We start from the raw sequence: 23,651 nt of genomic DNA on the forward strand, positions 1-23,651 counted from the left end.
TCAGTTCAAGTCCGCAGTGTAATTCATCCGTATTTGATGAATAATCCGGCCGAAGACAAAACATTATTGCCATACAGGGATAATCAATGATCAGCCGCTGGGAAGGCATCGACGAGTTCGTCGCTGTCGCCGAATCGGGTCAGTTCACTGCCGCCGCCGAGCGCCTGGGCGTTTCTTCATCCCACATCAGCCGCCAGATCGCGCGCCTGGAAGACCGCCTGCAAACACGCCTGCTCTACCGCAGTACCCGCAAGGTTACGTTGAGCGAAGCCGGGCAGACGTTCCTGCAACATTGTCAGCGCCTGCAAGATGGCCGCGAAGAAGCCCTGCGCGCGATGGGCGACCTCACCAGCGAGCCCAAGGGCTTGCTGCGCATGACATGTGCAGTGGCGTATGGCGAGCGCTTTATCGTTCCACTGGTGACCCGCTTCATGGCGTTATACCCGCAGTTGCGGGTCGACATCGAGTTGAGCAATCGCACCTTGGACCTGTTGCATGAAGGACTGGACCTGGCCATTCGCCTGGGCCGCCTGCAGGACTCGCGGTTGGTGGCCACCCGCCTGGCGCCCAGGCGCATGTACCTGTGCGCCTCACCGGCCTACGTGAAGCGCTATGGTCGACCGCACAGCCTGTCGGAACTGGCGCGACACAACTGCCTGATCGGCAGCACGGATACCTGGCCACTGCAGCAGGATGGCCGCGAATACGGCCTGCGGGTACAGGGCAACTGGCGCTGCAACAGTGGCCAGGCGGTGCTGGATGCCGCACTGCAAGGGATAGGCTTGTGCCAGTTGCCGGATTACTACGTTCTGGAACACCTCAAGAGCGGTGCCCTGGTATCGCTGCTGGAAACCCACCAGCCGCCCAACACCGCGGTGTGGGCGCTGTATCCGCAGCAGCGGCATCTGTCACCCAAGGTGCGCAAACTAGTGGACTTTTTACGAGAGGGGTTGGCGACGTTACCGGAGTACCGAGGTGCTTAGCCCAGCATCACGGGGCAAGCCCGCCCCTACAGTGCAGGTTTCACGTCAGCGCTTGGCCCAGCGTTGGCGCAACCACTCCAGGTCTTCCGGCCGGGTCACCTTGATGTTGTCACTGCGCCCTTCAATCAAACGAGGCGCCTGCCCAGCCCACTCGATAGCCGAAGACTCATCGGTGATGGCCACATCGGCCACCAGGCTGTCGGCCAACGCCCGATGCAAGGCACCGAGACGAAACATCTGCGGCGTGTAAGCCTGCCACACAGTGCTACGGTCAATGGTTGCACTGACCCGACCCTTGGCATCGGCGCGTTTCAGGGTGTCACGTGCAGGCACGGCCAGCAGGCCTCCGACCGGATCGTCGGCAAGTTCGGCCAACAAGCGATCCAGATCGCTGCGCGCCAGGTTTGGCCGCGCCGCATCGTGAACCAGCACCCAGTCACTGTCGGCGGCGCCTTGGGCATGCAGCAACAGCAGGGCATTGAGCACGGAGTCGGCGCGTTCCTGACCGCCAGCTGCATGCTGGATGCGCGGATCATGGGCGCAACGCAGGCCGGGCCAGTAAGGATCGTCAGCAGCAACGCTGACAACCACCCCTTTTACACAAGGATGGTCGAGAAAACAGTCGAGGCTATGCTCGAGAATGGTCTGCCCGCCCAGTTGCAAATATTGCTTGGGGCGGTCGGCAGCCATGCGGGCACCAACGCCCGCGGCGGGAATCACGGCCCAGAAGGCCGGCAAGTTCTGGCTCATTGGGCCAACTGGTAGAGGGTTTCACCCTCCTTGACCATACCCAATTCATGGCGTGCCCGTTCTTCGACGGTTTCCATACCTTTCTTCAACTCCAGTACTTCTGCATCAAGCACACGATTACGTTCCAGCAAGCGCTCATTCTCGGCGTGCTGGTCGGCAATCTGCTGCTGGAGTTCGGTGACATGGGCCAGGCTGCCATTGCCCACCCACAAACGATACTGCAGGCCACCGAGCAGCAGAAGCAAGACGAGGAACAACCAATAGGGACTGCGCATCAGGGTATCCAGTGGAAAAAGACCGCCACTTGTGCAGGGCGCTGATGGCACGAAGCCTGGCCGAAGCCAGGCTTTGTGTTCACAGACCTGCGGCAAAAAGCGGCTGAACAGTCAGTATGACTGCTCGGCGCGCTTGGGCTGCTGTCTTTTTACCATCTCTTGCTTAGCCGCGAAACTCGGCACGACCACGGTACACAGCCTTGCTGCCCAGTTGCTCTTCGATACGCAGCAGCTGGTTGTACTTGGAAACGCGGTCGGAACGGCACAGCGAACCGGTCTTGATCTGGCCAGCAGCGGTACCCACGGCCAGGTCGGCAATGGTCGAATCCTCGGTTTCGCCCGAACGGTGCGAGATCACCGCGGTGTAACCGGCAGCCTTGGCCATCTGGATGGCTTCCAGGGTTTCGGTCAACGAGCCGATCTGGTTGAACTTGATCAGGATCGAGTTGCCGATCTGCTTGTCGATACCTTCTTTGAGGATCTTGGTGTTGGTCACGAACAGGTCGTCACCGACCAGCTGTACCTTGTCGCCGATCTTGTCGGTGAGGATCTTCCAACCAGCCCAGTCGGACTCGTCCAGACCGTCTTCGATCGAGATGATCGGGAAGCGCTCGGTCAGGCCTTTGAGGTAGTCGGCAAAACCGGCAGCGTCGAACGACTTGCCTTCGCCGGACAGGTTGTACTTGCCATCTTCGTAGAACTCGCTGGCCGCGCAGTCCAGGGCCAGGGTCACGTCGGTACCCAGCTTGTAGCCAGCGTTGGCAATGGCTTCGGCAATGGCCGACAGGGCGTCTTCGTTGGATGCCAGGTTAGGAGCGAAACCACCTTCGTCACCCACGGCGGTGTTCAGGCCACGAGCCTTCAGTACAGCCTTGAGGTGATGGAAAATCTCGGTGCCCATGCGCAGCGCGTCGGAGAAGGTCTTGGCGCCTACCGGCTGAACCATGAACTCCTGGATGTCGACGTTGTTGTCGGCGTGCTCGCCGCCGTTGATGATGTTCATCATCGGGACAGGCATGGAGTACTGGCCAGGGGTACCGTTGAGGTTGGCGATGTGCGCGTACAGCGGCAGGTCCTGGTCCTGGGCAGCGGCCTTGGCGGCAGCCAGGGACACGGCGAGGATGGCGTTGGCACCCAGCTTGGCCTTGTTCTCGGTACCGTCCAGTTCGATCATGGCGCGGTCCAGGGCTTTCTGGTCAAGTGGATCCTTGCCCAGCAGCAGGTCGCGGATCGGGCCGTTGATGTTGGCAACGGCCTTCAGGACGCCCTTGCCCATGTAACGGCTCTTGTCGCCATCACGCAGCTCCAGCGCTTCGCGCGAGCCAGTGGAAGCACCGGACGGCGCGCAAGCGCTGCCGATGATGCCGTTGTCGAGCAGTACGTCCGCTTCTACGGTGGGGTTACCACGCGAATCGAGAACTTCACGACCTTTGATGTCGACGATTTTTGCCATTGTTGTAAGCACTCCAGAATTGACGAAAACAACGCAGCTGAGAAAAATCCTTGCCGCTCGCCTGGCTGTTGATAGTGGGCAGGCCTGACGATGGCAAACCCCTGACCCACGGGTCAGGGGTTGAACGGGCGGTACTTTACCGGAGAAATGAGCTTTACGCGGTTTCTACCGTCGGAAAACTTTTCACCAGATCGTCCAGTTGCTTGAGCTGGGCCAGGAATGGCTCCAGTTTGTCCAGGCGCAGGGCGCATGGACCGTCACACTTGGCGTTGTCCGGGTCGGGGTGGGACTCGAGGAACAGCCCCGCCAGCCCTTGACTCAGGCCGGCCTTGGCCAGGTCGGTAACCTGGGCGCGGCGGCCACCGGCGGAGTCGGCACGACCGCCCGGCATTTGCAGGGCGTGGGTCACGTCGAAAAACACCGGGTACTCGAACTGCTTCATGATCCCGAAACCGAGCATGTCCACCACCAGGTTGTTATACCCGAAGCTGGAACCACGCTCGCACAGGATCAATTGATCGTTACCGTTTTCCTCGCACTTGGACAGGATGTGTTTCATCTCCTGGGGTGCGAGGAACTGAGCCTTCTTGATGTTGATCACCGCACCGGTCCTGGCCATGGCCACGACCAGGTCAGTCTGGCGCGACAGAAACGCCGGCAACTGGATGATATCGCAGACGTCCGCAACGGCTTGCGCCTGATGCGGCTCGTGGACATCGGTGATCACCGGAACCTTGAAGGTCTGCTTGATCTCTTCGAAGATCTTCAGCCCCTCTTCCAGGCCGGGGCCGCGGTAAGAGTGGCTCGACGAACGGTTGGCCTTGTCGAAGCTTGCCTTGAACACGTAGGGGATACCGAGCTTCTCCGTAACCCTTACGTACTCTTCGCAGATCTGCATGGCCAGGTCACGAGACTCCAGCACGTTCATGCCGCCGAACAGGACGAACGGCTTGTCGTTGGCGATCTCGATGTTACCGACGCGGATGATCTTCTGGGTCATGGATCAGGCCTTGTTCTTTTGAGCCAGTGCCGCCTTGACGAAGCCGCTGAACAGCGGATGGCCGTCACGCGGGGTCGAGGTGAACTCAGGGTGGAACTGGCAAGCGACGAACCATGGATGATCCTGGGACTCGACCACTTCAACCAGCGCGCCGTCACCGGAGCGACCGGAAACCTTGAGGCCGGCTTCGACCAGCTGTGGCAGCAACTTGTTGTTCACTTCGTAGCGGTGACGATGACGTTCGACGATCACATCCTTGGCGTAGCAGTCATGGACCTTGGAGCCGCTTTCCAGCTGGCACTCCTGGGCACCCAGACGCATGGTGCCGCCCAGGTCGGACGCTTCGGTGCGGGTCTCGACCGCGCCAGTGGCATCTTCCCACTCGGTGATCAGACCAACGACCGGGTGACCACTGTTGCGATCGAACTCGGTGGAGTTGGCGTCTTTCCAGCCCATGACGTTACGAGCGAACTCGATGACCGCCACTTGCATGCCCAGGCAGATACCCAGGTAAGGGACCTTGTTCTCGCGAGCGTACTGCACGGCAGTGATCTTGCCTTCGACACCGCGCAGACCGAAGCCGCCCGGTACCAGGATGGCATCGGCGCCTTCGAGCAGGCTGGTGCCCTGGTTCTCGATGTCTTCGGAGTCGATGTAGCGCAGGTTGACCTTGGTACGATTCTGGATGCCGGCATGGCTCATCGCTTCGATCAACGATTTGTAGGCGTCCAGCAGTTCCATGTACTTGCCGACCATGGCGATGGTCACTTCGTGCTCTGGATTGAGCTTGGCATCGACGACCTTTTCCCACTCGGACAGGTCGGCGCCATTGCACTGCAGGCCGAAACGCTCGACGACGAAGTCATCGAGGCCCTGGGCGTGCAGCACGGCCGGGATCTTGTAGATGGTATCGACGTCTTCCAGGGAGATCACCGCACGCTCTTCGACGTTGGTGAACAGGGCAATCTTGCGACGCGAGGAGACGTCGACCGGATGGTCGGAACGGCAGATCAGCACATCAGGCTGCAGGCCGATGGAGCGCAGCTCCTTGACCGAGTGCTGGGTTGGCTTGGTCTTGGTCTCGCCAGCGGTGGCGATGTACGGCACCAGGGTCAAGTGCATCAGCATGGCGCGCTTGGAACCCACTTCAACGCGCAACTGGCGAATCGCCTCGAGGAACGGTTGCGACTCGATGTCACCCACGGTGCCACCGATCTCCACCAGGGCCACGTCGGCATCGCCGGCGCCCTTAATGATGCGGCGCTTGATCTCGTCGGTGATGTGCGGAATGACCTGGATGGTCGCGCCCAGGTAATCACCACGGCGCTCCTTGCGCAGCACGTGCTCGTAGATACGGCCGGTGGTGAAGTTGTTGTTCTGGGTCATGGTCGTGCGGATGAACCGCTCGTAGTGGCCCAGGTCCAGGTCGGTCTCGGCGCCGTCGTGGGTGACGAACACTTCACCGTGCTGGAACGGGCTCATGGTGCCCGGGTCGACGTTGATGTACGGGTCCAGCTTGAGCATGGTGACCTTGAGCCCCCGCGCCTCCAGGATGGCCGCCAATGAAGCCGAGGCAATGCCTTTCCCCAATGAAGAAACAACACCGCCCGTGACGAATATGTAGCGCGTCATGAAAAACCCTAGAAGTCTGCGTTAAAGCGGTCAGTGCCGCCGGGGAAAGCGAAGGAAGGCCGAAGCCCCCGATCACCTGCGTCAATCACAGTGCATCTTAAAAAACTGCCGCGTCTGGACACACCAGGGGTTGGAATCCCGGTTAGGAGCTCGCTAAACATTTTTAGAATCGCCCAGCAAAAAACTGCTTGGTAATCGGCAACTGCTGTGATTTCGGGGAAGCCACAGAAGCTGTATCAAGAAGGGAGCGTAGTCTACCCGAATGTGCCTTTCATCTCAAACCTTGCTCGCTCGTCGGTACACACCAATGCAATTGCCATTCGCCCTGGCTCAAGCCGGGCAGGTTGGCCACGGCCAGCAACTGCTCGCCACGATAGAGCAGCGGCAGGCGCGAGCGGACGAACGGCGGCATCTGGTGCTCGTTGAGCAAGCGCTTGAGGTCTCGGCGACCGCGACCCGCAACCTGCAAGACCTCGCCACCCTGGCGGTAGGCAATGTGCAGCGGCCCCTGCGGCAAGATGCCGCTCAACTGCACACGGCCATTGTCGGCCAACTCCAGCGCCTGACCCGGGCAATCCCAGCTTTGCACCTGTGGCGTCTTCAGCCAGTCGTCGGCCAACCACCAGATACGGCTGTGACTGCGATGCAGTTCGCCGTCGGTCAGTTGCCAGCAGGGCTGCCCATCCCCCACTGCGTCGCGCAGGCTTTCCCAACCAGCCCAGTGTCGCGCATCGGGCAAGCGCGTGCGCGGGGCCAGCCAGTACTGCAGTGCATTGCGCTGGCGCGCCGGCGAAAGCCCGCGCAGCACGGTCAAGTCCAGCGAAGCCAGGATCAGCCAGTCAATCCCACCTGGGGTCGAGGCCCGGGCAAGATCTTGAACGGCCAGTTCATCGAGCAACCCTTGCGCCTCGCCCAGGTGCTCGGCGCTTCGCGCCAGGTTTTGCGCCACCTGGGGCCAGCGTTGCTGTAGTACGGGGAACACTGCATGACGCAGGTAGTTGCGGGAAAACCGGGTGTCGCTGTTGGACGGGTCCTCCACCCACTGCAACTGCTGCTCGCGACCATAAGCTTCAAGAACCTGACGTGGTACATCGAGCAATGGCCGCAGCAACACCCCCTGCCCCAGCGCACGGACCTGTGGCATGCCCGCCAGGCCACGGACTCCTGCACCACGGAGCAACCGGAACAGCAGGGTTTCCGCCTGGTCTTCGCGGTGCTGGCCAGTCAGCAAGACCTCACCTGCCTGCAAGGATTGCGCGAAGGCCGCATAGCGGGCATCACGCGCGCCTTGCTCGAGGCTCGCCCCTGGGGCGACCTTGACATTGACGACCTGCAGCCTGACACCCAAGGCGTCGCACAGGCGCTGGCAATGCGCCGGCCAGCTGTCAGCGCTGGCTTGCAGGCCATGATGGATGTGAATCGCTCGAATGGGCGGGAGTGGCTGGTGATGCGAGGCGTGGACGAGCACGTGCAGGAGGACGGTGGAGTCCAGGCCGCCGGAGAGGGCGACGCACCAGGAAGGGGCTTGAAGCCAGGGGGATAGTTGGCGGGTGATGTCGATCATTGGCGATCGCGGGGCAAGCCCGCTCCTACAGGGTGTGGGAGCGGGCTCGAGATCAGAGCCCGTAGCTCATCAGGCGATCATAACGGCGCTTGAGCAGCGCGTCGTTGTCGAACTTCTTGAGCATGGCCAACTGCTCGACCAGTTCGCCACGGATGCTTTCCGACATTTTCGCCGGGTCGCGGTGCGCACCGCCCAGTGGCTCGGAAATCACCTTGTCGACAATACCCAGGCCCTTGAGGCGCTCGGCAGTGATACCCATGGCTTCAGCAGCATCGGACGCCTTGTCGGCGGTCTTCCACAGGATCGAGGCACAGCCTTCCGGCGAGATCACCGAGTAAGTGGAGTACTGCAGCATGTTCAGCTGGTCGCACACACCAATGGCCAATGCGCCGCCAGAGCCGCCCTCACCGATGACAGTGGCGATGATCGGGGTTTTAAGGCGCGCCATGACACGCAGGTTCCAGGCAATGGCTTCACTCTGGTTGCGTTCTTCAGCGTCGATGCCGGGGTAAGCACCTGGGGTGTCGATGAAGGTCAGGATCGGCATCTTGAAGCGTTCGGCCATTTCCATCAGGCGACAAGCCTTGCGGTAGCCTTCCGGACGCGGCATGCCGAAGTTGCGACGCACCTTCTCGCGGACCTCACGGCCTTTCTGGTGACCGATCACCATCACCGGTTTGTCATCCAGACGGGCGATACCGCCAACGATCGCGGCATCGTCGGAAAAATGCCGGTCGCCGTGCAGCTCGTCGAATTCGGTGAAAATATGGTCGATGTAGTCCAGGGTGTACGGACGACGGGGGTGACGGGCCAGGCGGGCGATCTGCCAACTGGTCAGGTTGCCGAAGATGCTTTCGGTCAGGGTGCTGCTCTTGTCTTGCAGACGGGCGATCTCATCGCCGATGTTCAGCGAGTTGTCATTGCCCACCAGGCGCAGCTCTTCGATCTTGGCTTGCAGGTCAGCAATCGGCTGTTCGAAATCCAGGAAATTCGGGTTCATAGGCATCCGTCTTGGGTCTACGGCCAGGCGGCCGGCCGGTTGATCCGTTTGGCGCCCTACCTTAAGGGATCAGGCGCATTCAGGTCGAGATTAAAAATTCATCGATATTGCAAAAAGACGTTCTCACGTCCGAACTGGTCACGCAGTGCCTGAATCAGGCCATCGGCCGGGTCGATTCGCCAACCTTCGCCGAACTGCAGCATGGCCTTCGCATCACTGCCGGTGTACTCCATGGTGATCGGGCACGCGCCACGATGGCGCTTGAACAACTCGCCCAGCCAGTTCAAGCGATCGCCCTTGAGGGCATCGCTGTGCACCTTCAGGCGCAGGCTTTCGGCAAGGTTGGTGCGGGCATCTTCCATGCTCATCACCCGCTTGACCCGCAGTCGCAGGCCGCCGGAGAAGTCATCGTTGCTGACCTCGCCCTCGACCACCACCATCGCGTCGGTCTGCAACAGCGCCTGGGCCGCCATGAAAGCGTCGGCGAACAGTGAAGCCTCGATACGCCCGGAGCGGTCGTCGAGGGTGACAAAACCCATCTTGTCACCCTTTTTGTTCTTCATCACCCGCAGGGCGATGATCATGCCGGCCACCGTCTGGGTATCGCGGGCCGGCTTCAGATCAATGATGCGCTGACGGGCAAACCGACGGATCTCGCCTTCGTACTCGTCGATCGGGTGACCGGTGAGGTACAGGCCCAGCGTGTCCTTTTCGCCGCGCAGGCGCTCTTTGAGCGTCAGTTCGCGGGCCTTGCGGTGATTGGCATAGACATCGGCATCTGCTTCGACGAACAACCCGCCAAACAGGTCGGCATGACCGCTGTCGGCGGTACGCGCGGTTTGTTCGGCCGCCTTGATCGCCTCTTCCATCGCTGCAAGCAGCACCGCGCGATTGCGGTCGATATTGGCCTGGTAGGCCTTGAGCTCGTCATGGAAATACGGCCCCAGGCGATCCAGCGCGCCGCTGCGGATCAGGGCATCGAGGGTACGTTTGTTGATGCGCTTGAGGTCGACTCGTTCGCAGAAATCGAACAGATCCTTGAACGGCCCGGCCATCCGCGCCTCGACGATCGCCTCGACCGGCCCCTCGCCCACGCCCTTGATCGCACCCAGTCCATAGACGATCCGACCGTCATCATTGACCGTGAACTTGAAGTCGGAGGTATTCACATCCGGCGCATCGAGGCGCAGCTTCATGCTGCGCACTTCCTCGATCAAGGTCACGACCTTGTCGGTGTTGTGCATATCCGCCGACAGCACCGCAGCCATGAATGGCGCCGGATGGTGGGTTTTCAACCAGGCGGTCTGGTACGAGACCAGGCCATAGGCGGCGGAGTGGGATTTGTTGAAGCCGTAGCCGGCGAATTTCTCTACCAGGTCAAAGATGTTACCGGCCAGGTCGGGGTCGATATTGTTGGACGCACAACCCTCGATGAAACCGCCCCGCTGCTTGGCCATCTCCTCGGGCTTTTTCTTACCCATTGCCCGGCGCAGCATGTCTGCGCCACCGAGGGTATAGCCGGCCATGACCTGGGCGATCTGCATCACCTGTTCCTGATACAGGATGATGCCGTAGGTCGGTGCCAATACGGGCTTGAGGCCTTCGTACTGGTAGTCCGAGTGCGGATAGGCCAGCTCTGCGCGGCCGTGCTTGCGGTTGATGAAGTCATCCACCATGCCGGACTGCAAAGGGCCCGGACGGAACAGTGCCACCAGTGCAATGAGGTCTTCCAGGCAGTCGGGCTTGAGCTTTTTGATCAGCTCCTTCATGCCTCGCGATTCAAGCTGGAATACCGCCGTGGTTTCGGCTTTTTGCAGCAGGTCGTAGGTTTTCTTGTCATCCAGCGGGATGAAGTCGATGTTCAGGTCATCCAGGCCTTTCTTGGCCTGTTCGCGGTTGATGGTCTCCATCGCCCACTTGATGATGGTCAGCGTGCGCAAGCCGAGGAAGTCGAACTTCACCAGGCCCGCCGCCTCGACGTCATCCTTGTCGAACTGGGTTACCAGGCCACCGCCCTCTTCATCACAGGCGATAGGCGAGAAGTCGGTCAGTTTGGTCGGCGCGATAACCACGCCACCGGCGTGCTTGCCGGTACCCCGACAGACACCCTCGAGCTTGAGCGCCATGTCCCAGATTTCTTTGGCGTCCTCGTCGGTCTTGAGGAAGTCGCGGAGCATTTCCTCTTGCTCGTAAGCCTTCTCCAAGGTCATGCCGACTTCAAACGGGATCATCTTCGACAGGCGATCGGCCAGGCCGTAGGACTTGCCCTGGACCCGCGCAACGTCACGCACCACCGCCTTGGCGGCCATGGTGCCGAACGTAATAATCTGGCTGACCGCGTTACGGCCGTACGCGTCTGCCACGTACTCGATCACCCGGTCGCGACCGTCCATGCAGAAGTCGACGTCGAAGTCGGGCATCGAAACCCGCTCGGGGTTGAGGAAACGCTCGAACAGTAGGTCATAAGCCAGCGGGTCGAGGTCGGTAATCTTCAGTACATAGGCCACCAGCGAGCCTGCACCCGATCCCCGGCCCGGGCCCACCGGCACGCCGTTGTTCTTGGCCCACTTGATGAAGTCCATAACGATCAGGAAGTAACCCGGGAAGCCCATCTGGATGATGATATCCAGCTCGAACTTCAGGCGGTCGAGGTAGACCTGGCGCTTCTCTTCATAGTTGGGCGTGGTGTCCTTCGGCCAAAGCACCGCGAGGCGCTCTTCGAGGCCCTCGTGGGAGACATGCCGCAGGTAATCGTCGATGCCCATGCCGTTGGGCGTGGGGAAGTCCGGCAGGAAGTGCTTGCCCAGCTGAACCTGGATATTGCAGCGCTTGGCAATCTCGACGGTGTTTTCCACCGCATCGGGCAGGTCGCTGAACAGCTCGGCCATTTCCTCCGGGCTTTTGAGGTACTGCTGGTCGCTGTAGTTGCGTGAGCGCCGCGGGTCATCCAGGGCGCGGCCTTCACCGATGCATACCCGGGTCTCGTGGGCGTCGTAGTCCGACTGTTTGATGAAGCGCACATCGTTGGTCGCCACCAGCGGCGCACCCAGCTTGTCGGCAAGCGCCACTGCCGCATGCAAGTACTCTTCGTCGCCTGCGCGGTTGGTGCGCTGTACTTCGACATAGAAGCGATCGGGGAACATCGCCATCCAGTCGCGCAGCAAGGCCTCGGCTTCATCAGGGTTGCCGTTGAGCAGGGCGAGGCCGATATCACCCTCCTTGGCGGCCGACAGGGCGATCAGGCCCTCGCTGGCCGGGGCAATCCAGTCACGCTCGATAATCACCAAGCCGTTGCGCTGCCCGTCAACCCAGCCCCGCGAGATCAACTCGGTCAGGTTGCGATAGCCCTTCGGGTCCATGGCCAGGAAGCAAATGCGCGCCAGCGGAACATCCGGGTCGCCGTTACTCAACCACAGGTCGGCACCACAGATCGGCTTGATGCCGGCGCCCATGGCGTTCTTGTAGAACTTGACCAGCGAACACATGTTGCTCTGGTCGGTGACCGCTACGGCCGGCATGTTCATCGCGGCCAGCGCCTTGGCCAGCGGCTTGATCCGCACCAGGCCATCGACCAGCGAGTATTCGGTGTGCAGGCGAAGATGAACGAAAGAAGCCGACATGATGATCCTATAGCAGCACAAAACAACAAGGCCCGGATTGTACCGGGCCTTGATCAAAACATCAGCCAGCGCAGGGCTGCTGATACCTGTCCGAAGCCATCAGGCCCCGACGAACTCGCTACCCAGGGCCTCTCGAGCTTCATAAGCGGCGCGCACTGGCGCGAAGGAGCGCCGATGAATAGGCGTCGGCCCCAGGCGCGCCAAGGCTTCGAGATGCACCGGCGTCGGATACCCCTTGTGTCCGCCGATGCCGTAGCCTGGGTAAATCAACTCAAAGGCGGCCATTTCACGGTCTCGGGTGACCTTGGCCAGAATCGACGCGGCAGCGATTGCCGGCACCTGGCTATCGCCCTTGATCACCGGCTCGGCCGGAATCGACAGCTTGGGACAGCGATTGCCGTCGATCAGGGCCAGTTTTGGCGTAATGCTCAGGCCTTCGACTGCCCGCTGCATGGCCAGCATAGTGGCATGCAGAATATTCAGTTCATCGATTTCTTCGACTTCGGCACGAGCAATACAGAAGCTCAGGGCTTTTTCGCAGATTTCGTCGAACAGCCTCTCGCGACGGGCCTCGGTGAGCTTCTTCGAGTCGTTCAGGCCAAGAATCGGCCGCTGCGGATCGAGAATCACGGCGGCAGTCACCACCGCACCGCACAACGGCCCACGGCCGACTTCGTCAACCCCGGCCACCAGGTCTTCGACCAGGGTGAAGTCCAGTCCCATTTGCATCTATCGGGCTTCCAGCAAGGCCAGCACCGCGTCAGCTGCCTGGTTGGAGGCATCGCGGCGCAGGGTACGGTGAATCTGGTCAAAACTTTCGGTCTGCTGTTCGCCACCTTCTACCAATGGCGCCAGGGTCTGGGCCAGGACTTCGGCGGTGGCGGCTTCCTGCAGCAGCTCAGGCACTAGCATGCGCTGTGCCAGCAGGTTGGGCAGGGAGACGTAAGGGCTTTTGACCAGTCGTTTGAGAATCCAGTAAGTCAGCGGCGCCATGCGGTAGGCGACCACCATCGGGCGCTTGAACAGCAAGGCTTCCAGGGTGGCAGTACCCGAGGCGATCAGCACCGCGTCACAGGCCGCCAGCGCCTGGTGGGAGCGGCCATCGAGCAGGGTCAGGGGCAAATCGCGGCCTACCATCATCTGCTCAAGCTGCGCGCGACGCTCGGCATTGGCGCACGGCGAAACGAAGCGAACACCGGGAACCAGCGCCTGCAAGCGATGCGCAGCATCGAGAAACAATGTTCCCAGACGCCCCACTTCTCCGCCACGACTGCCTGGCATCAAGGCCACCAGGGGCCCATCGCCCAGGCCAAGCTGCTCACGAGCCTGAGCTCGGTCGGCCTGCAGTGGAATGCTGTCGGCCAGCGGATGACCGACAAAACGCACCGGCACACCCTTCTCTTCGTAGAACCTGGCCTCGTAGGGGAACAGTGTCAGCACCAGGTCGCAGCCTTCACGGATTTTCAACACGCGTTTCTGCCGCCAGGCCCAAACCGAGGGGCTGACGTAATGCACGGTCTTGATCCCGGCCTTGCGCAGGTTCAATTCGATGTTGAGGGTAAAATCCGGGGCGTCGATGCCGATGAACACATCCGGTCGTGCCTCGATCAGCGTCTGGATCAGCGCCTTGCGCCGCTTGAGCAACTCGCGCAGGCGCCCGAGCACTTCGACCAGGCCCATGACCGCCAGACGCTCCATGGGAAAGTAGGAGACCAGGCCTTCGGCCTGCATCAGCGGGCCGCCGACGCCAATGAAGCGCACCTGAGGATGGCGCGCCTTGAGCGCGCGCATCAACCCGGCACCGAGGATGTCACCGCTGGCCTCACCCGCCACCAGCGCTACACAGAGTTCAGCCATATCAGCGGGTGATGCCGCGGGTGGAGTTCTGGATCGACTTGAGGAACACGTCGACTTCAGGGAATTGGGTCGCAGGCTCCGCCAGTTCGGCAATCGCTTGCTCGACCGTCAGGCCCTGGCGGTAAACCACCTTGTACGCGCGACGCAGGGCATGAATGGCATCTTCGCTGAAACCCCTGCGACGCATGCCCTCGAAGTTCATGCTGCGAGCTTCGGCCGGGTTGCCGAACACCGTGACATAGGCCGGAACATCCTTGCCGATCGCCGTTCCCATGCCGGAAAAGCTGTGCGCACCGATATGGCAGAACTGATGGACCAGGGTGAAACCGGACAGGATCGCCCAGTCGTCGACGTGTACATGACCTGCCAGCGCCGTGTTGTTGACCAGGATGCAATGATTGCCAATGACGCTGTCGTGACCGATATGGGCATAAGCCATGATCAGGTTGTGATCACCCAGCGTGGTCTCCGAGCGGTCTTGCACGGTGCCACGGTGGATCGTCACGCCTTCGCGAATCACATTGTGATCACCGATCACCAGGCGCGTGGCTTCACCCTTGTACTTGAGGTCAGGGGTGTCTTCACCTACCGAGGAGAACTGGTAGATGCGGTTGTGCTTACCAATACGGGTCGGGCCTTTGAGTATCACGTGCGGACCGATGATGGTCCCCTCGCCGATCTCAACCCCGGCACCGATGATAGACCAAGGGCCGACCTCGACGCCGTCGGCGAGCTTCGCCGATGGATCGATGATTGCCCGAGGGTCAATCAAACTCATAGTTTACGTTCCGCGCAGATGATCTCGGCCGAGCATACCGGCTTGCCGTCGACCGACGCCTGGCACTCGAACTTCCAGATCTGGCGCTTGCAACTGATGAACTTGGCTTCGAGGATCAGCTGGTCACCCGGCAATACAGGCTGACGAAAGCGTAGCTTGTCGGAGCCAACGAAGTAGTAAAGAGTGCCATCGGCCGGTTTCACATCGAGCATCTTGAAGCCAAGGATACCGGCTGCCTGAGCCATGGCTTCGATGATCAGCACGCCCGGCATGATCGGGTGCGCCGGGAAGTGACCATTAAAGAAAGGTTCGTTGATGCTGACATTCTTGTAGGCACGAATGCGCTTGGCCTCGACGTCCAGCTCCGCTACACGGTCCACCAGCAGGAACGGGTAACGGTGAGGCAGGTATTCGCGAATCTCGTTGATGTCCATCATTTCGGGGGGAAGCCTGTAGTAAAGATAGGGAGCGCCCGTATTCGCCAGGCGCTCCTTTTGCAAAATCAAAGAGTCAGCCTGCGGCTATTCACTCTCGATCAGGAAATGGTATCAGCCTTCAGATGAAGGCTGGCTGCCTGAGGTCACGGCCTCGACACGCTTTTCCAGCTGTTGGAGCCGTTTGGCCATCTCGTCGAGTTGACGAATCCGGGCGGCACTTTTACGCCACTCGCCCAGTGTCTGCATCGCCGTACCGGAAGAATAGGCTCCTGGCTCGGTAATGGAGCGAGTGACCATGGTCATGCCGGATACGAATACGCCATCACAGACATCGATATGCCCCACCATGCCGACACCGCCGGCGATGGTGCAATGCTTGCCGATCTTGGTACTGCCGGAAATACCGACGCACGCAGCCATTGCCGTGTGATCACCGATCTGTACGTTATGGGCGATCTGGATCTGGTTGTCGAGCTTGACCCCGTCTCCGATCCGGGTGTCGGCCAGGGCGCCACGGTCTACCGCGGTGTTCACGCCGATCTCGACATCGTCACCGATGCTCACGCCGCCAATTTGGGCGATCTTCTGCCAGACGCCTTTATCGTTGGCAAAGCCAAAGCCTTCACCACCGATCACCGCGCCCGACTGGATCACCACGCGTTTGCCAATGCGCACATCGTGGTACAGGGTTACTCGCGGCGCCAACCAGCCACCCTCTCCGATCACGCAGCGCGCGCCGATGAAACACTGGGCACCGATGGATACCCCCGGACCGATCTGCGCACCACTCTCGATTACCGCAAAGGCACCAACGCTGGCGCTGGCATCTACCTGAGCATCACTGGCAACCACGGCGCTGGGATGAATTCCCGCTACAGCCCTGGGCTTTGGATCGAACAGGTGGGAGATGCGCGCGTAGGCAAGGTACGGGTCGGCGACAATCAGTGCATGACCGGCAAAGCCTTCGGCATCGGCAGCCTTGAGCAGCACGGCGGCCGCATGGCTATCACCGAGGTACTTGCGGTACTGCGGATTGGCGAGGAAGCTCAACTGACCCGGCCCAGCTTCCTGAAGGGTTGCCAGGCCGGTGATTTCCAGCTCCGCGGGGCCACTCAAGGTAGCCCCGAGGAACTCGGCCAACTGACCGAGTTTCATAGTCACAGTCATACTCAACGGGACTGATTCATGCGCTCGATGACCTGGCGGGTGATGTCATACTGAGGCTTGACATCAATGACCGCGCCACGCTCGAGAACCAGATCAAAACCGCCTTTCTTGATGACTTCTTCAACAGCGCCATCGAGCTTCGGCTTCAGCTGCTTGAGCATTTCGCGGTCAGCCACGGCCTTGGACTCGTTCAATTCCTTGGACTGGAACTGGAAGTCACGGGCTTTCTGCTTGTATTCAAGCTCCAGACGCTCACGCTCTGGCTGGGCCATCTTGTCGCCACCGGCACGAATGCGGTCGGCGATGCCCTTGGCACTGCTTTCCAGGTTTTTCAGCTTGGTCAATTGCGGGCCGAATTTTTTCTCGGCATCGACGGCGTATTTCTTGGCCGCGTCCGATTCAAGCAGGGCCATCTGATAGTTCAGCACGGCAATTTTCATTTCGGCGAAAGCCGGGGTTGCGACCAGGGCCGCAGCCAGTACTGCCAGTTGGGTCAACTTACGCACGATGCACTCCTACAGAATCCGTTGTTAGCAAGGGGCAGACCTTAGAAGGTCTGGCCCAGAGAGAATTGGAACACCTGGGTATCGGCTTCGTCCGGCTTCTTGACCGGCATGGCCAGGCTGAAGCTCAACGGGCCCAGCGCAGTGATCCAGGTAACGCCCAGGCCGACGGAGCTGGCCAGACCCGACAGGCCGACATCTTCGCAATCAGGCTTGGAACCGCAGTTGGTGTCGAACACGTTACCCACATCCCAGAAGACCGAGGTACGCAGCGAACGCTGATCCTTGACGAACGGCAGCGGGAACAGCAGCTCTACACCGCCCTGCACGAGGACGTTACCACCGAACGGCAGTGGATCCTGGTCCGGGTCGGCAATGGTGCCCGGGTTGTGACCGTTGCTTGGGGTACTGCGTGGGCCCAGGCTGCTGTCCTTGAAACCACGGACCGAGTTGAAACCACCGGCATAGTAGTTCTCGTAGAACGGCAGGCCCGATGTACCACCGAAACCATCACCATAGCCCAGCTCGGTGTGCAGTCGCAGGGTGTAGTCGTTGGTGATCGGCTTGAACAGTTGGCCACGGTAGTCGAGCTTGAAGAACGACAGGTCGCTGCCCGGCGTGGTCGCTTCGAGCACCAGGCTCTGGGAGTGACCACGGGTCGCCAGCACACCCTTGTTCAGGGTCGACTCGGACCAGCCGGCCGAAGCCTTGAAGTTCAGGTACTTGTCACCCTCTTCGTTGACGAAGTCGAAGATCTCGTCAACGGTGTACTTACCCGTCTTGATTTCGTCCTGCTGCACGGTCAGACCGAAGGTCAGGCGCGAAGTTTCGCTGATCGGGTAGCCAACGCTGACACCGGCACCAAGGCTGTCTACCGCATAGCTGGCCACGTCGACGTCGAGGTCATCGTAGTCGGTGGTGCGATAGAAGGCGTTGTAACCCAGGCTGACGCCATCGGCAGTCCAGTAGGGGTCGACGAAGCCGAAGTTGTAGCGGCTCTGGTATTCGCTTCGAGTCAGGCCGATGGACACTTTGTTACCGGTACCCAGGAAGTTGGTCTGGCTGATCGAGCCACCGAGGATCAGGCCCGCGCTCTGGGCGAAACCAACGCTGGCGGTGATCGAACCGGAAGCCTGCTCCTCGACGCTGTAGTTGACGTCGACCTGGTCGTCGGTCCCTGGAACAGCCGGGGTCTCGACGTTGACTTCCTTGAAGAAGCCCAGGCGCTCCAGACGGGTCTTGGACTGGTCGATCAGGTAGGTCGAAGCCCAGCCGCCTTCCATCTGGCGCATTTCGCGGCGCAGCACTTCGTCTTCGGACTTGGTGTTGCCACGGAAGTTGATACGGTTGACGTAGGCACGTTTGCCCGGATCGACCACGAAGGTAATATCGACAGTGTGATCCTGGTCGTTTGGCTGAGGTACGCCGTTGACGTTGGCGAAGGTGTAGCCCTCGTTACCCAGGCGGCGGGTGATCAGCTCGGAGGTCGTGGTCATCACCTTGCGCGAGAATACCTGGCCTGGCTGCACCAGCATCAGCGACTTGACCTGGTCTTCCGGCACCTTGAGGTCACCAGAGAGCTTGACGTCACGAACGGTGTACTTCTCGCCTTCGTTGACGTTGACAGTGATGTAGACGTGCTTCTTGTCCGGGGTGATGGATACCTGGGTAGAGGCGATGTCCATGTTGATATAGCCGCGGTCCAGGTAGTAGGAACGCAGGCGCTCAAGGTCGCCGGAGAGTTTTTCGCGGGCGTACTTGTCATCGTTCTTGAAGAACGACAGCCAGTTGGTGGTCTTGAGCTCGAACAGGCCGATCAGGTCTTCGTCCGGGAAGACGGTATTGCCGACCACGTTGATGTGCTGGATGGCAGCGACGGTGCCTTCGTTGATCTTGATCTTCAGGCCGACGCGGTTGCGCGGTTGCGGCACCACTTCGGTCTCGACCTCGGCCGAGTAGCGGCCCTGGGCAACGTACTGGCGCTGCAGTTCGTTACGCACACCCTCGAGGGTGGCGCGCTGGAAAATTTCGCCTTCGGACAGGCCCGACTGTTTCAGACCTTTCATAAGGTCTTCAGTGCTGATGGCCTTGTTGCCTTCGATCTCGATGCTGGACACCGAAGGACGCTCGACCACGGTAATGATCAGGACGTTACCGTCACGGCCCAGTTGGATATCCTGGAAGAAACCGGTCTTGAACAACGCGCGGGTGGATTCCACCAGGCGACGGTCATCGGCCTCATCCCCGACGTTCAATGGCAAAGCGCCGAAAACGCTGCCCGCGGAAACCCGCTGCAGACCATTGACACGAATATCGGAGATGGTGAAGGACTCGGCGTGAACTTCAGCGATCATCAGTACGGCGAGAACCGCAGTTAGCAGCAGACGTTTCATGAAGTCCTTTCTTATTCCAACTGGCAATAAACGACCCGCCGCGGGACGCGGCAGGTTCGCAATTGAGCGAAGCTTTACAGTCGACCCAAATCGTTTATCAGGGCAAGCAACATCACCCCGACTACCAAACTGATACCGATCTGGATCCCCCAACCTTGCACCCGATCCGAAAGCGGGCGACCACGCGCCCACTCGATCAGGTAGAACAGCAAATGCCCCCCATCCAGTACAGGAATGGGCAGCAAATTAAGAACCCCCAGGCTAATGCTCAAGTAGGCGAGGAAATTCAGGAAATCTCCAACACCCGACTGGGCCGAAGCGCCCGCCACTTTAGCAATGGTTATCGGTCCGCTCAAGTTTTTTACCGAGAGCTCGCCGAACAGCATTTTCTTCAAGGATTCGAGGGTCAGGACGCTCATGCTCCAGGTCCTCGAAACCCCCTCGCCAACAGCCTCCAACGGCCCATAGCTGACCTCGCGAAGCATGGCATCTGGCCACTTCACCGGCTTCACCCCTGCTCCCAGGTAGCCACTGGCCGATTTACCTTCGCCACGGGTGGCCAGGGTAACCGGTATGTCCAGGCTGGCGCCGTCACGCTCGACCTGCAGCACGATCTTGCTGCCGGCACGGCTGCGCACGGTATCGACCACCTGCTGCCAGTCGCTCAAGGCTTTTCCATCCAGGCTCAGCAAGCGGTCGCCGGTTTTCAGGCCAGCTGCCTTGGCAGGGCCTTTAGGATCGAGCTCCGCCAGCACCGGGGGCAACGCCGGGCGCCAGAGGCGCAGCCCCAAAGAGCGGATCGGGTCGGGCTCATCGGCACCCTTGAGCCAGTTATCGAGCGTCAGTACATGGGCGCTGTCGACGGTCGCGCCCTCCTCACGCACATTGATGTGCAACTGGCCACTCTCACCCAGGCGGCGAATCAGCTGCAGGTTGACGGCAGCCCAGCCACTGGTCGGCTTACCATCGATGGACATGATTTCCTGGCCCGCCTTCAGGCCCGCCACTTCAGCCACACTGCCCGGCTCAACCCCACCAATGACCGGGCGCTCCTGCTGGGTGCCCAGCATTGCCAGCACCCAGAAGAACACAATGGCGAGGAGAAAGTTGGCGATAGGCCCAGCCGCGACGATCGCGATGCGCTGGCGTACCGATTTGCGATTGAAGGACTGCTCTGCCTGGCCTGGCGGTACGTCACCTTCACGCTCATCGAGCATCTTGACGTAGCCACCCAAGGGAATGGCCGCCACCACGAACTCGGTGCCGTGGCGGTCATGCCAGCGCAGCAACGGCATGCCGAAACCGACGGAAAAACGCAGGACCTTGACACCACAACGCCGGGCCACCCAGAAGTGACCGAATTCGTGAAAGGTGACCAGCACACCCAATGCCACCAGGGTGCCGATAATCATGTAGAGCGCACTCATGTCTTTCTCCGAATGACGTTCAGCGCAGCCGGGCCTGACGCAGTGCGCCTGGCCTCAGCGCCCGTGATGACTCAACCATTGCCCGGCCAGTTGCCGCGCACGCTGGTCGGCGGCAAACACCGCGTCGAGCGTCTGCACCGCCACGACCGGCTCCTGATCAAGCACTTGTTCGATCATACTCGCGATCTCCGGGAAGCGGATGCGCCGCTGGAGAAATGCCTCCACCGCCACTTCGTTGGCGGCATTGAGCATCGCCGGCGCACTGTTGCCCGCTTCAGCGGCCTGGCGCGCCAGGCGCAAGCACGGAAACCGCTGCTCATCGGGGGCCTGGAAATCCAGGCGCGCGATGGCGAACAGGTCCAGCGGCGCGACACCGGAATCGATCCGCTGCGGCCAGGCCAGCGCATTGGCAATTGGCGTGCGCATGTCCGGGTTACCCAACTGGGCCAGCACCGAACCGTCGACGTAGTCAACCAGCGAGTGAATGACACTCTGGGGATGTACCACCACTTCAACCTGGCTCGGCCGCGCATCGAACAGCCAGCAGGCCTCGATCAGCTCCAGCCCCTTGTTCATCATGCTGGCCGAATCGACCGAAATTTTGCGGCCCATCGACCAGTTAGGGTGGGCACAGGCCTGCTCCGGACTGACCTCGGCCAGGGCCGACAATGGCGTTTCGCGAAACGGCCCGCCCGAGGCGGTCAGCAGGATGCGCCGCACACCGACCTGGGACAGACCGCGCGCATAGTCGCTTGGCAAACACTGGAAAATCGCGTTGTGCTCACTGTCGATGGGCAGGAGTACGGCGCCACTGCGCTGCACTGCCTGCATGAACAGCGCACCGGACATCACCAATGCTTCCTTGTTGGCCAGCAAGACCTTCTTGCCAGCCTCGACTGCCGCCAAGGTCGGACGCAAGCCCGCTGCCCCCACAATGGCCGCCATCACCGTATCGACCTCAGGTGCCGAGGCGACCTGGCACAACCCGGCTTCGCCTTCGAGCACTTCGGTGGCCGACCCGGCCGCCGCCAGGCCTGCGCGCAACTGCTGCGCCGCCTCGGCGCCGGGCACCACGGCAAAGCTCGGCGCATGCCGCAGGCAGAGCGCAAGCAGCTCCTGGAGCCGTGAGTAACCACTCAGCGCGAACACCTGATAGCGCTCGGGATGACGACCAATGACATCCAGGGTGCTCATGCCGATGGAGCCGGTAGCCCCAAGTACGGTAATACGCTGCACGCTGCTCACATCACGCCCCAGTTGGCTGCCCACAGCAGCACCGCAAACAGCGGAATGGCCGCGGTCAGGCTGTCGATACGATCCAGAACGCCACCATGACCCGGCAGCAGGTTGCTACTGTCCTTGATCCCGGAGCGACGCTTGAACATGCTTTCGGTCAGGTCACCGACCACCGACACCAACACCACGACAGCAGCACCCAGCAGGCCAAGCAGCAGCTCACCGAAACTCCAGTCGCGGCTCACACCTACGACTGCGGTGATCACCAGGCTCAGCGCGAGGCCGCCGTAGACACCCTCCCAGCTTTTGCCCGGGCTGACCTGTGGCGCCAGCTTGCGCTTGCCGAAGGCCCGGCCGGAGAAGTAGGCGCCAATGTCAGCACCCCAGACCAGCACCATGACCGCCATGATCAGCCAGTTACCCAACGGCCAGTGCTTGAGCAGCACCAGGCCTTGCCAGGCCGGCAACAGGATCAACAAGCCGATCAGCAGGCGGCAGGCAACACTGGACCAAAGCTCGCTGGTTCGCGGATAGGTCAGCACCAGCCAGGTCGCCCCACCCCACCACAGCACCGAAGCACCCAGCACCCAGGGAGCAAGGTCTGGCATCAGGTAAAGCAGCATGAGCAAGCCGGCCACCACGGCGGCGTAGGCGACACGAAACGCTTGAGCTGCCAGGCCTGCCAGACGCGCCCACTCCCAGGCACCAAGACTCACCACCAACCCGATGAACAGGGCAAAGTCCCCCCCATCGAGGAGAAAGAAGCCGCCCAGGGCAATCGGTAGCAGGATCAGCGCAGTGATGATGCGTTGTTTAAGCATTAAGCACGGGCTCCAGCCTCGACCTGCTCGCTGGTTTTACCGAAGCGGCGCTGGCGCGAAGCATAATCGGCCAGCGCTTTGCGCATGGCCTCGTGTTTGAAGTCCGGCCAGAACAGGTCGGAGAAGTACAGCTCGGCGTAGGCCAGCTGCCACAACAGGAAGTTGCTGATGCGATGCTCGCCACCAGTACGGATGCACAGGTCAGGCAACGGCAGGTCGCCAGTCGCCAGACAGGTTTGCAACAGTTCCGGGGTGATGTCGTCAGGACGCAGGTGACCGGCCTGAACTTCGCGCGCCAGGCGCTGGGCGGCCTGGGCAATATCCCATTGTCCGCCGTAGTTGGCGGCGATTTGCAGGATAAAGCGGTTGTTGCCTGCGGTCAGCGCCTCGGCCTCACGCATGGCAGCCTGCAGCTCGGGATGAAAGCGTGAGCGATCACCAATGATACGCAGGCAGATGTTGTTGTCGTTGAGGCGCTTGGCTTCCCGGCGCAAGGCCGAGAAGAACAGCTCCATCAACGCACCGACCTCGTCGGCCGGTCGTTGCCAGTTTTCGCTGGAGAAGGCGAACAGGGTCAGTACCTCGACCTTGGCCTCGGCGCACACCTCGATGACCGCGCGCACCGCATCAACGCCTGCCTTGTGCCCGGCTACACCGGGCAACAGGCGCTTTTTCGCCCAGCGATTATTCCCATCCATGATGATCGCGACATGGCGCGGCACCGATGGGGATACACCCTGCTTGGTCTTTTCCAT

Annotated in this window: 20 protein-coding genes; 1 reads left to right on the top strand and 19 read right to left on the bottom strand. The window is 60.9% G+C overall.

The window, feature by feature from the left end; translation table 11 throughout:
* Positions 1-89 precede the first annotated feature (89 nt).
* Positions 90-983, top strand: a complete 894-nt coding sequence (locus ABVN19_RS16890; RefSeq protein WP_167332100.1) for a LysR substrate-binding domain-containing protein — start codon at positions 90-92, stop codon at positions 981-983.
* Between the two features lie 45 nt (positions 984-1,028).
* Here ABVN19_RS16890 and ispD read toward each other — a convergent pair whose 3' ends face one another.
* The 19 genes from ispD to uppS all read right to left on the bottom strand — a co-directional run bounded on the left by ispD (position 1,029) and on the right by uppS (position 23,651).
* A complete protein-coding gene (ispD, locus tag ABVN19_RS16895) occupies positions 1,029-1,733 on the bottom strand; it encodes a 2-C-methyl-D-erythritol 4-phosphate cytidylyltransferase (RefSeq protein WP_028943007.1) in 705 nt (234 codons plus the stop codon).
* A complete protein-coding gene (gene ftsB / locus ABVN19_RS16900; RefSeq protein ID WP_028943006.1) occupies positions 1,730-2,008 on the bottom strand; it encodes a cell division protein FtsB in 279 nt (92 codons plus the stop codon). Before ftsB ends, ispD begins: the two co-directional genes overlap by 4 nt.
* 163 nt (positions 2,009-2,171) lie before the next feature.
* The gene (eno, locus tag ABVN19_RS16905; protein WP_028943005.1) at positions 2,172-3,461 is read right to left on the bottom strand and encodes a phosphopyruvate hydratase; all 1,290 of its coding nucleotides are present in this window, start codon (positions 3,459-3,461) and stop codon (positions 2,172-2,174) included.
* 154 nt (positions 3,462-3,615) lie between these two features.
* Entirely contained in the window at positions 3,616-4,461 is an 846-nt protein-coding gene (kdsA, locus tag ABVN19_RS16910; protein WP_028943004.1) for a 3-deoxy-8-phosphooctulonate synthase, read from the bottom strand.
* Between the two features lie 3 nt (positions 4,462-4,464).
* Positions 4,465-6,093, bottom strand: coding sequence for a CTP synthase (locus tag ABVN19_RS16915; RefSeq protein ID WP_028943003.1), 1,629 nt, complete (start codon positions 6,091-6,093; stop codon positions 4,465-4,467).
* Positions 6,094-6,364: 271 nt separating this feature from the next.
* A complete protein-coding gene (gene tilS, locus ABVN19_RS16920) occupies positions 6,365-7,657 on the bottom strand; it encodes a tRNA lysidine(34) synthetase TilS (RefSeq protein ID WP_105641173.1) in 1,293 nt (430 codons plus the stop codon).
* A gap of 52 nt (positions 7,658-7,709) precedes the next feature.
* Positions 7,710-8,657: an acetyl-CoA carboxylase carboxyltransferase subunit alpha gene (locus ABVN19_RS16925; RefSeq protein WP_028943001.1), complete on the bottom strand. Its 948-nt coding sequence runs from the start codon at positions 8,655-8,657 to the stop codon at positions 7,710-7,712.
* A gap of 98 nt (positions 8,658-8,755) precedes the next feature.
* Positions 8,756-12,277: a DNA polymerase III subunit alpha gene (dnaE, locus tag ABVN19_RS16930; RefSeq protein ID WP_105641174.1), complete on the bottom strand. Its 3,522-nt coding sequence runs from the start codon at positions 12,275-12,277 to the stop codon at positions 8,756-8,758.
* Positions 12,278-12,376: 99 nt separating this feature from the next.
* Complete coding sequence (gene rnhB, locus ABVN19_RS16935; RefSeq protein ID WP_028942999.1) at positions 12,377-13,006, bottom strand: ribonuclease HII; 630 nt, start codon at positions 13,004-13,006, stop codon at positions 12,377-12,379.
* Positions 13,007-14,134 carry a lipid-A-disaccharide synthase gene (gene lpxB / locus ABVN19_RS16940; RefSeq protein WP_028942998.1) on the bottom strand — a complete coding sequence of 376 codons (1,128 nt, stop codon included), beginning with the start codon at positions 14,132-14,134 and terminating at the stop codon, positions 13,007-13,009.
* A 1-nt stretch (position 14,135) separates the two neighbouring features.
* A complete protein-coding gene (gene lpxA, locus ABVN19_RS16945; RefSeq protein WP_028942997.1) occupies positions 14,136-14,912 on the bottom strand; it encodes an acyl-ACP--UDP-N-acetylglucosamine O-acyltransferase in 777 nt (258 codons plus the stop codon).
* Positions 14,909-15,349, bottom strand: coding sequence for a 3-hydroxyacyl-ACP dehydratase FabZ (fabZ, locus tag ABVN19_RS16950; RefSeq protein ID WP_028942996.1), 441 nt, complete (start codon positions 15,347-15,349; stop codon positions 14,909-14,911). Before fabZ ends, lpxA begins: the two co-directional genes overlap by 4 nt.
* Positions 15,350-15,460: 111 nt before the next feature.
* Complete coding sequence (gene lpxD, locus ABVN19_RS16955; RefSeq protein WP_177431028.1) at positions 15,461-16,522, bottom strand: UDP-3-O-(3-hydroxymyristoyl)glucosamine N-acyltransferase; 1,062 nt, start codon at positions 16,520-16,522, stop codon at positions 15,461-15,463.
* Positions 16,519-17,022: an OmpH family outer membrane protein gene (locus tag ABVN19_RS16960; RefSeq protein ID WP_010224837.1), complete on the bottom strand. Its 504-nt coding sequence runs from the start codon at positions 17,020-17,022 to the stop codon at positions 16,519-16,521. Before ABVN19_RS16960 ends, lpxD begins: the two co-directional genes overlap by 4 nt.
* A 41-nt stretch (positions 17,023-17,063) precedes the next feature.
* Positions 17,064-19,412: an outer membrane protein assembly factor BamA gene (gene bamA / locus ABVN19_RS16965; protein WP_028942994.1), complete on the bottom strand. Its 2,349-nt coding sequence runs from the start codon at positions 19,410-19,412 to the stop codon at positions 17,064-17,066.
* 74 nt (positions 19,413-19,486) lie between these two features.
* Entirely contained in the window at positions 19,487-20,839 is a 1,353-nt protein-coding gene (gene rseP / locus ABVN19_RS16970) for an RIP metalloprotease RseP (RefSeq protein ID WP_028942993.1), read from the bottom strand.
* A gap of 54 nt (positions 20,840-20,893) precedes the next feature.
* Entirely contained in the window at positions 20,894-22,084 is a 1,191-nt protein-coding gene (gene ispC, locus ABVN19_RS16975; RefSeq protein WP_028942992.1) for a 1-deoxy-D-xylulose-5-phosphate reductoisomerase, read from the bottom strand.
* Positions 22,081-22,896 carry a phosphatidate cytidylyltransferase gene (locus ABVN19_RS16980; protein ID WP_028942991.1) on the bottom strand — a complete coding sequence of 272 codons (816 nt, stop codon included), beginning with the start codon at positions 22,894-22,896 and terminating at the stop codon, positions 22,081-22,083. Before ABVN19_RS16980 ends, ispC begins: the two co-directional genes overlap by 4 nt.
* The gene (uppS, locus tag ABVN19_RS16985) at positions 22,896-23,651 is read right to left on the bottom strand and encodes a polyprenyl diphosphate synthase (RefSeq protein WP_028942990.1); all 756 of its coding nucleotides are present in this window, start codon (positions 23,649-23,651) and stop codon (positions 22,896-22,898) included. Before uppS ends, ABVN19_RS16980 begins: the two co-directional genes overlap by 1 nt.

The sequence above is a fragment of the Pseudomonas vranovensis genome (assembly GCF_040438935.1).
In the GTDB taxonomy this organism is placed as follows: domain Bacteria; phylum Pseudomonadota; class Gammaproteobacteria; order Pseudomonadales; family Pseudomonadaceae; genus Aquipseudomonas; species Aquipseudomonas vranovensis.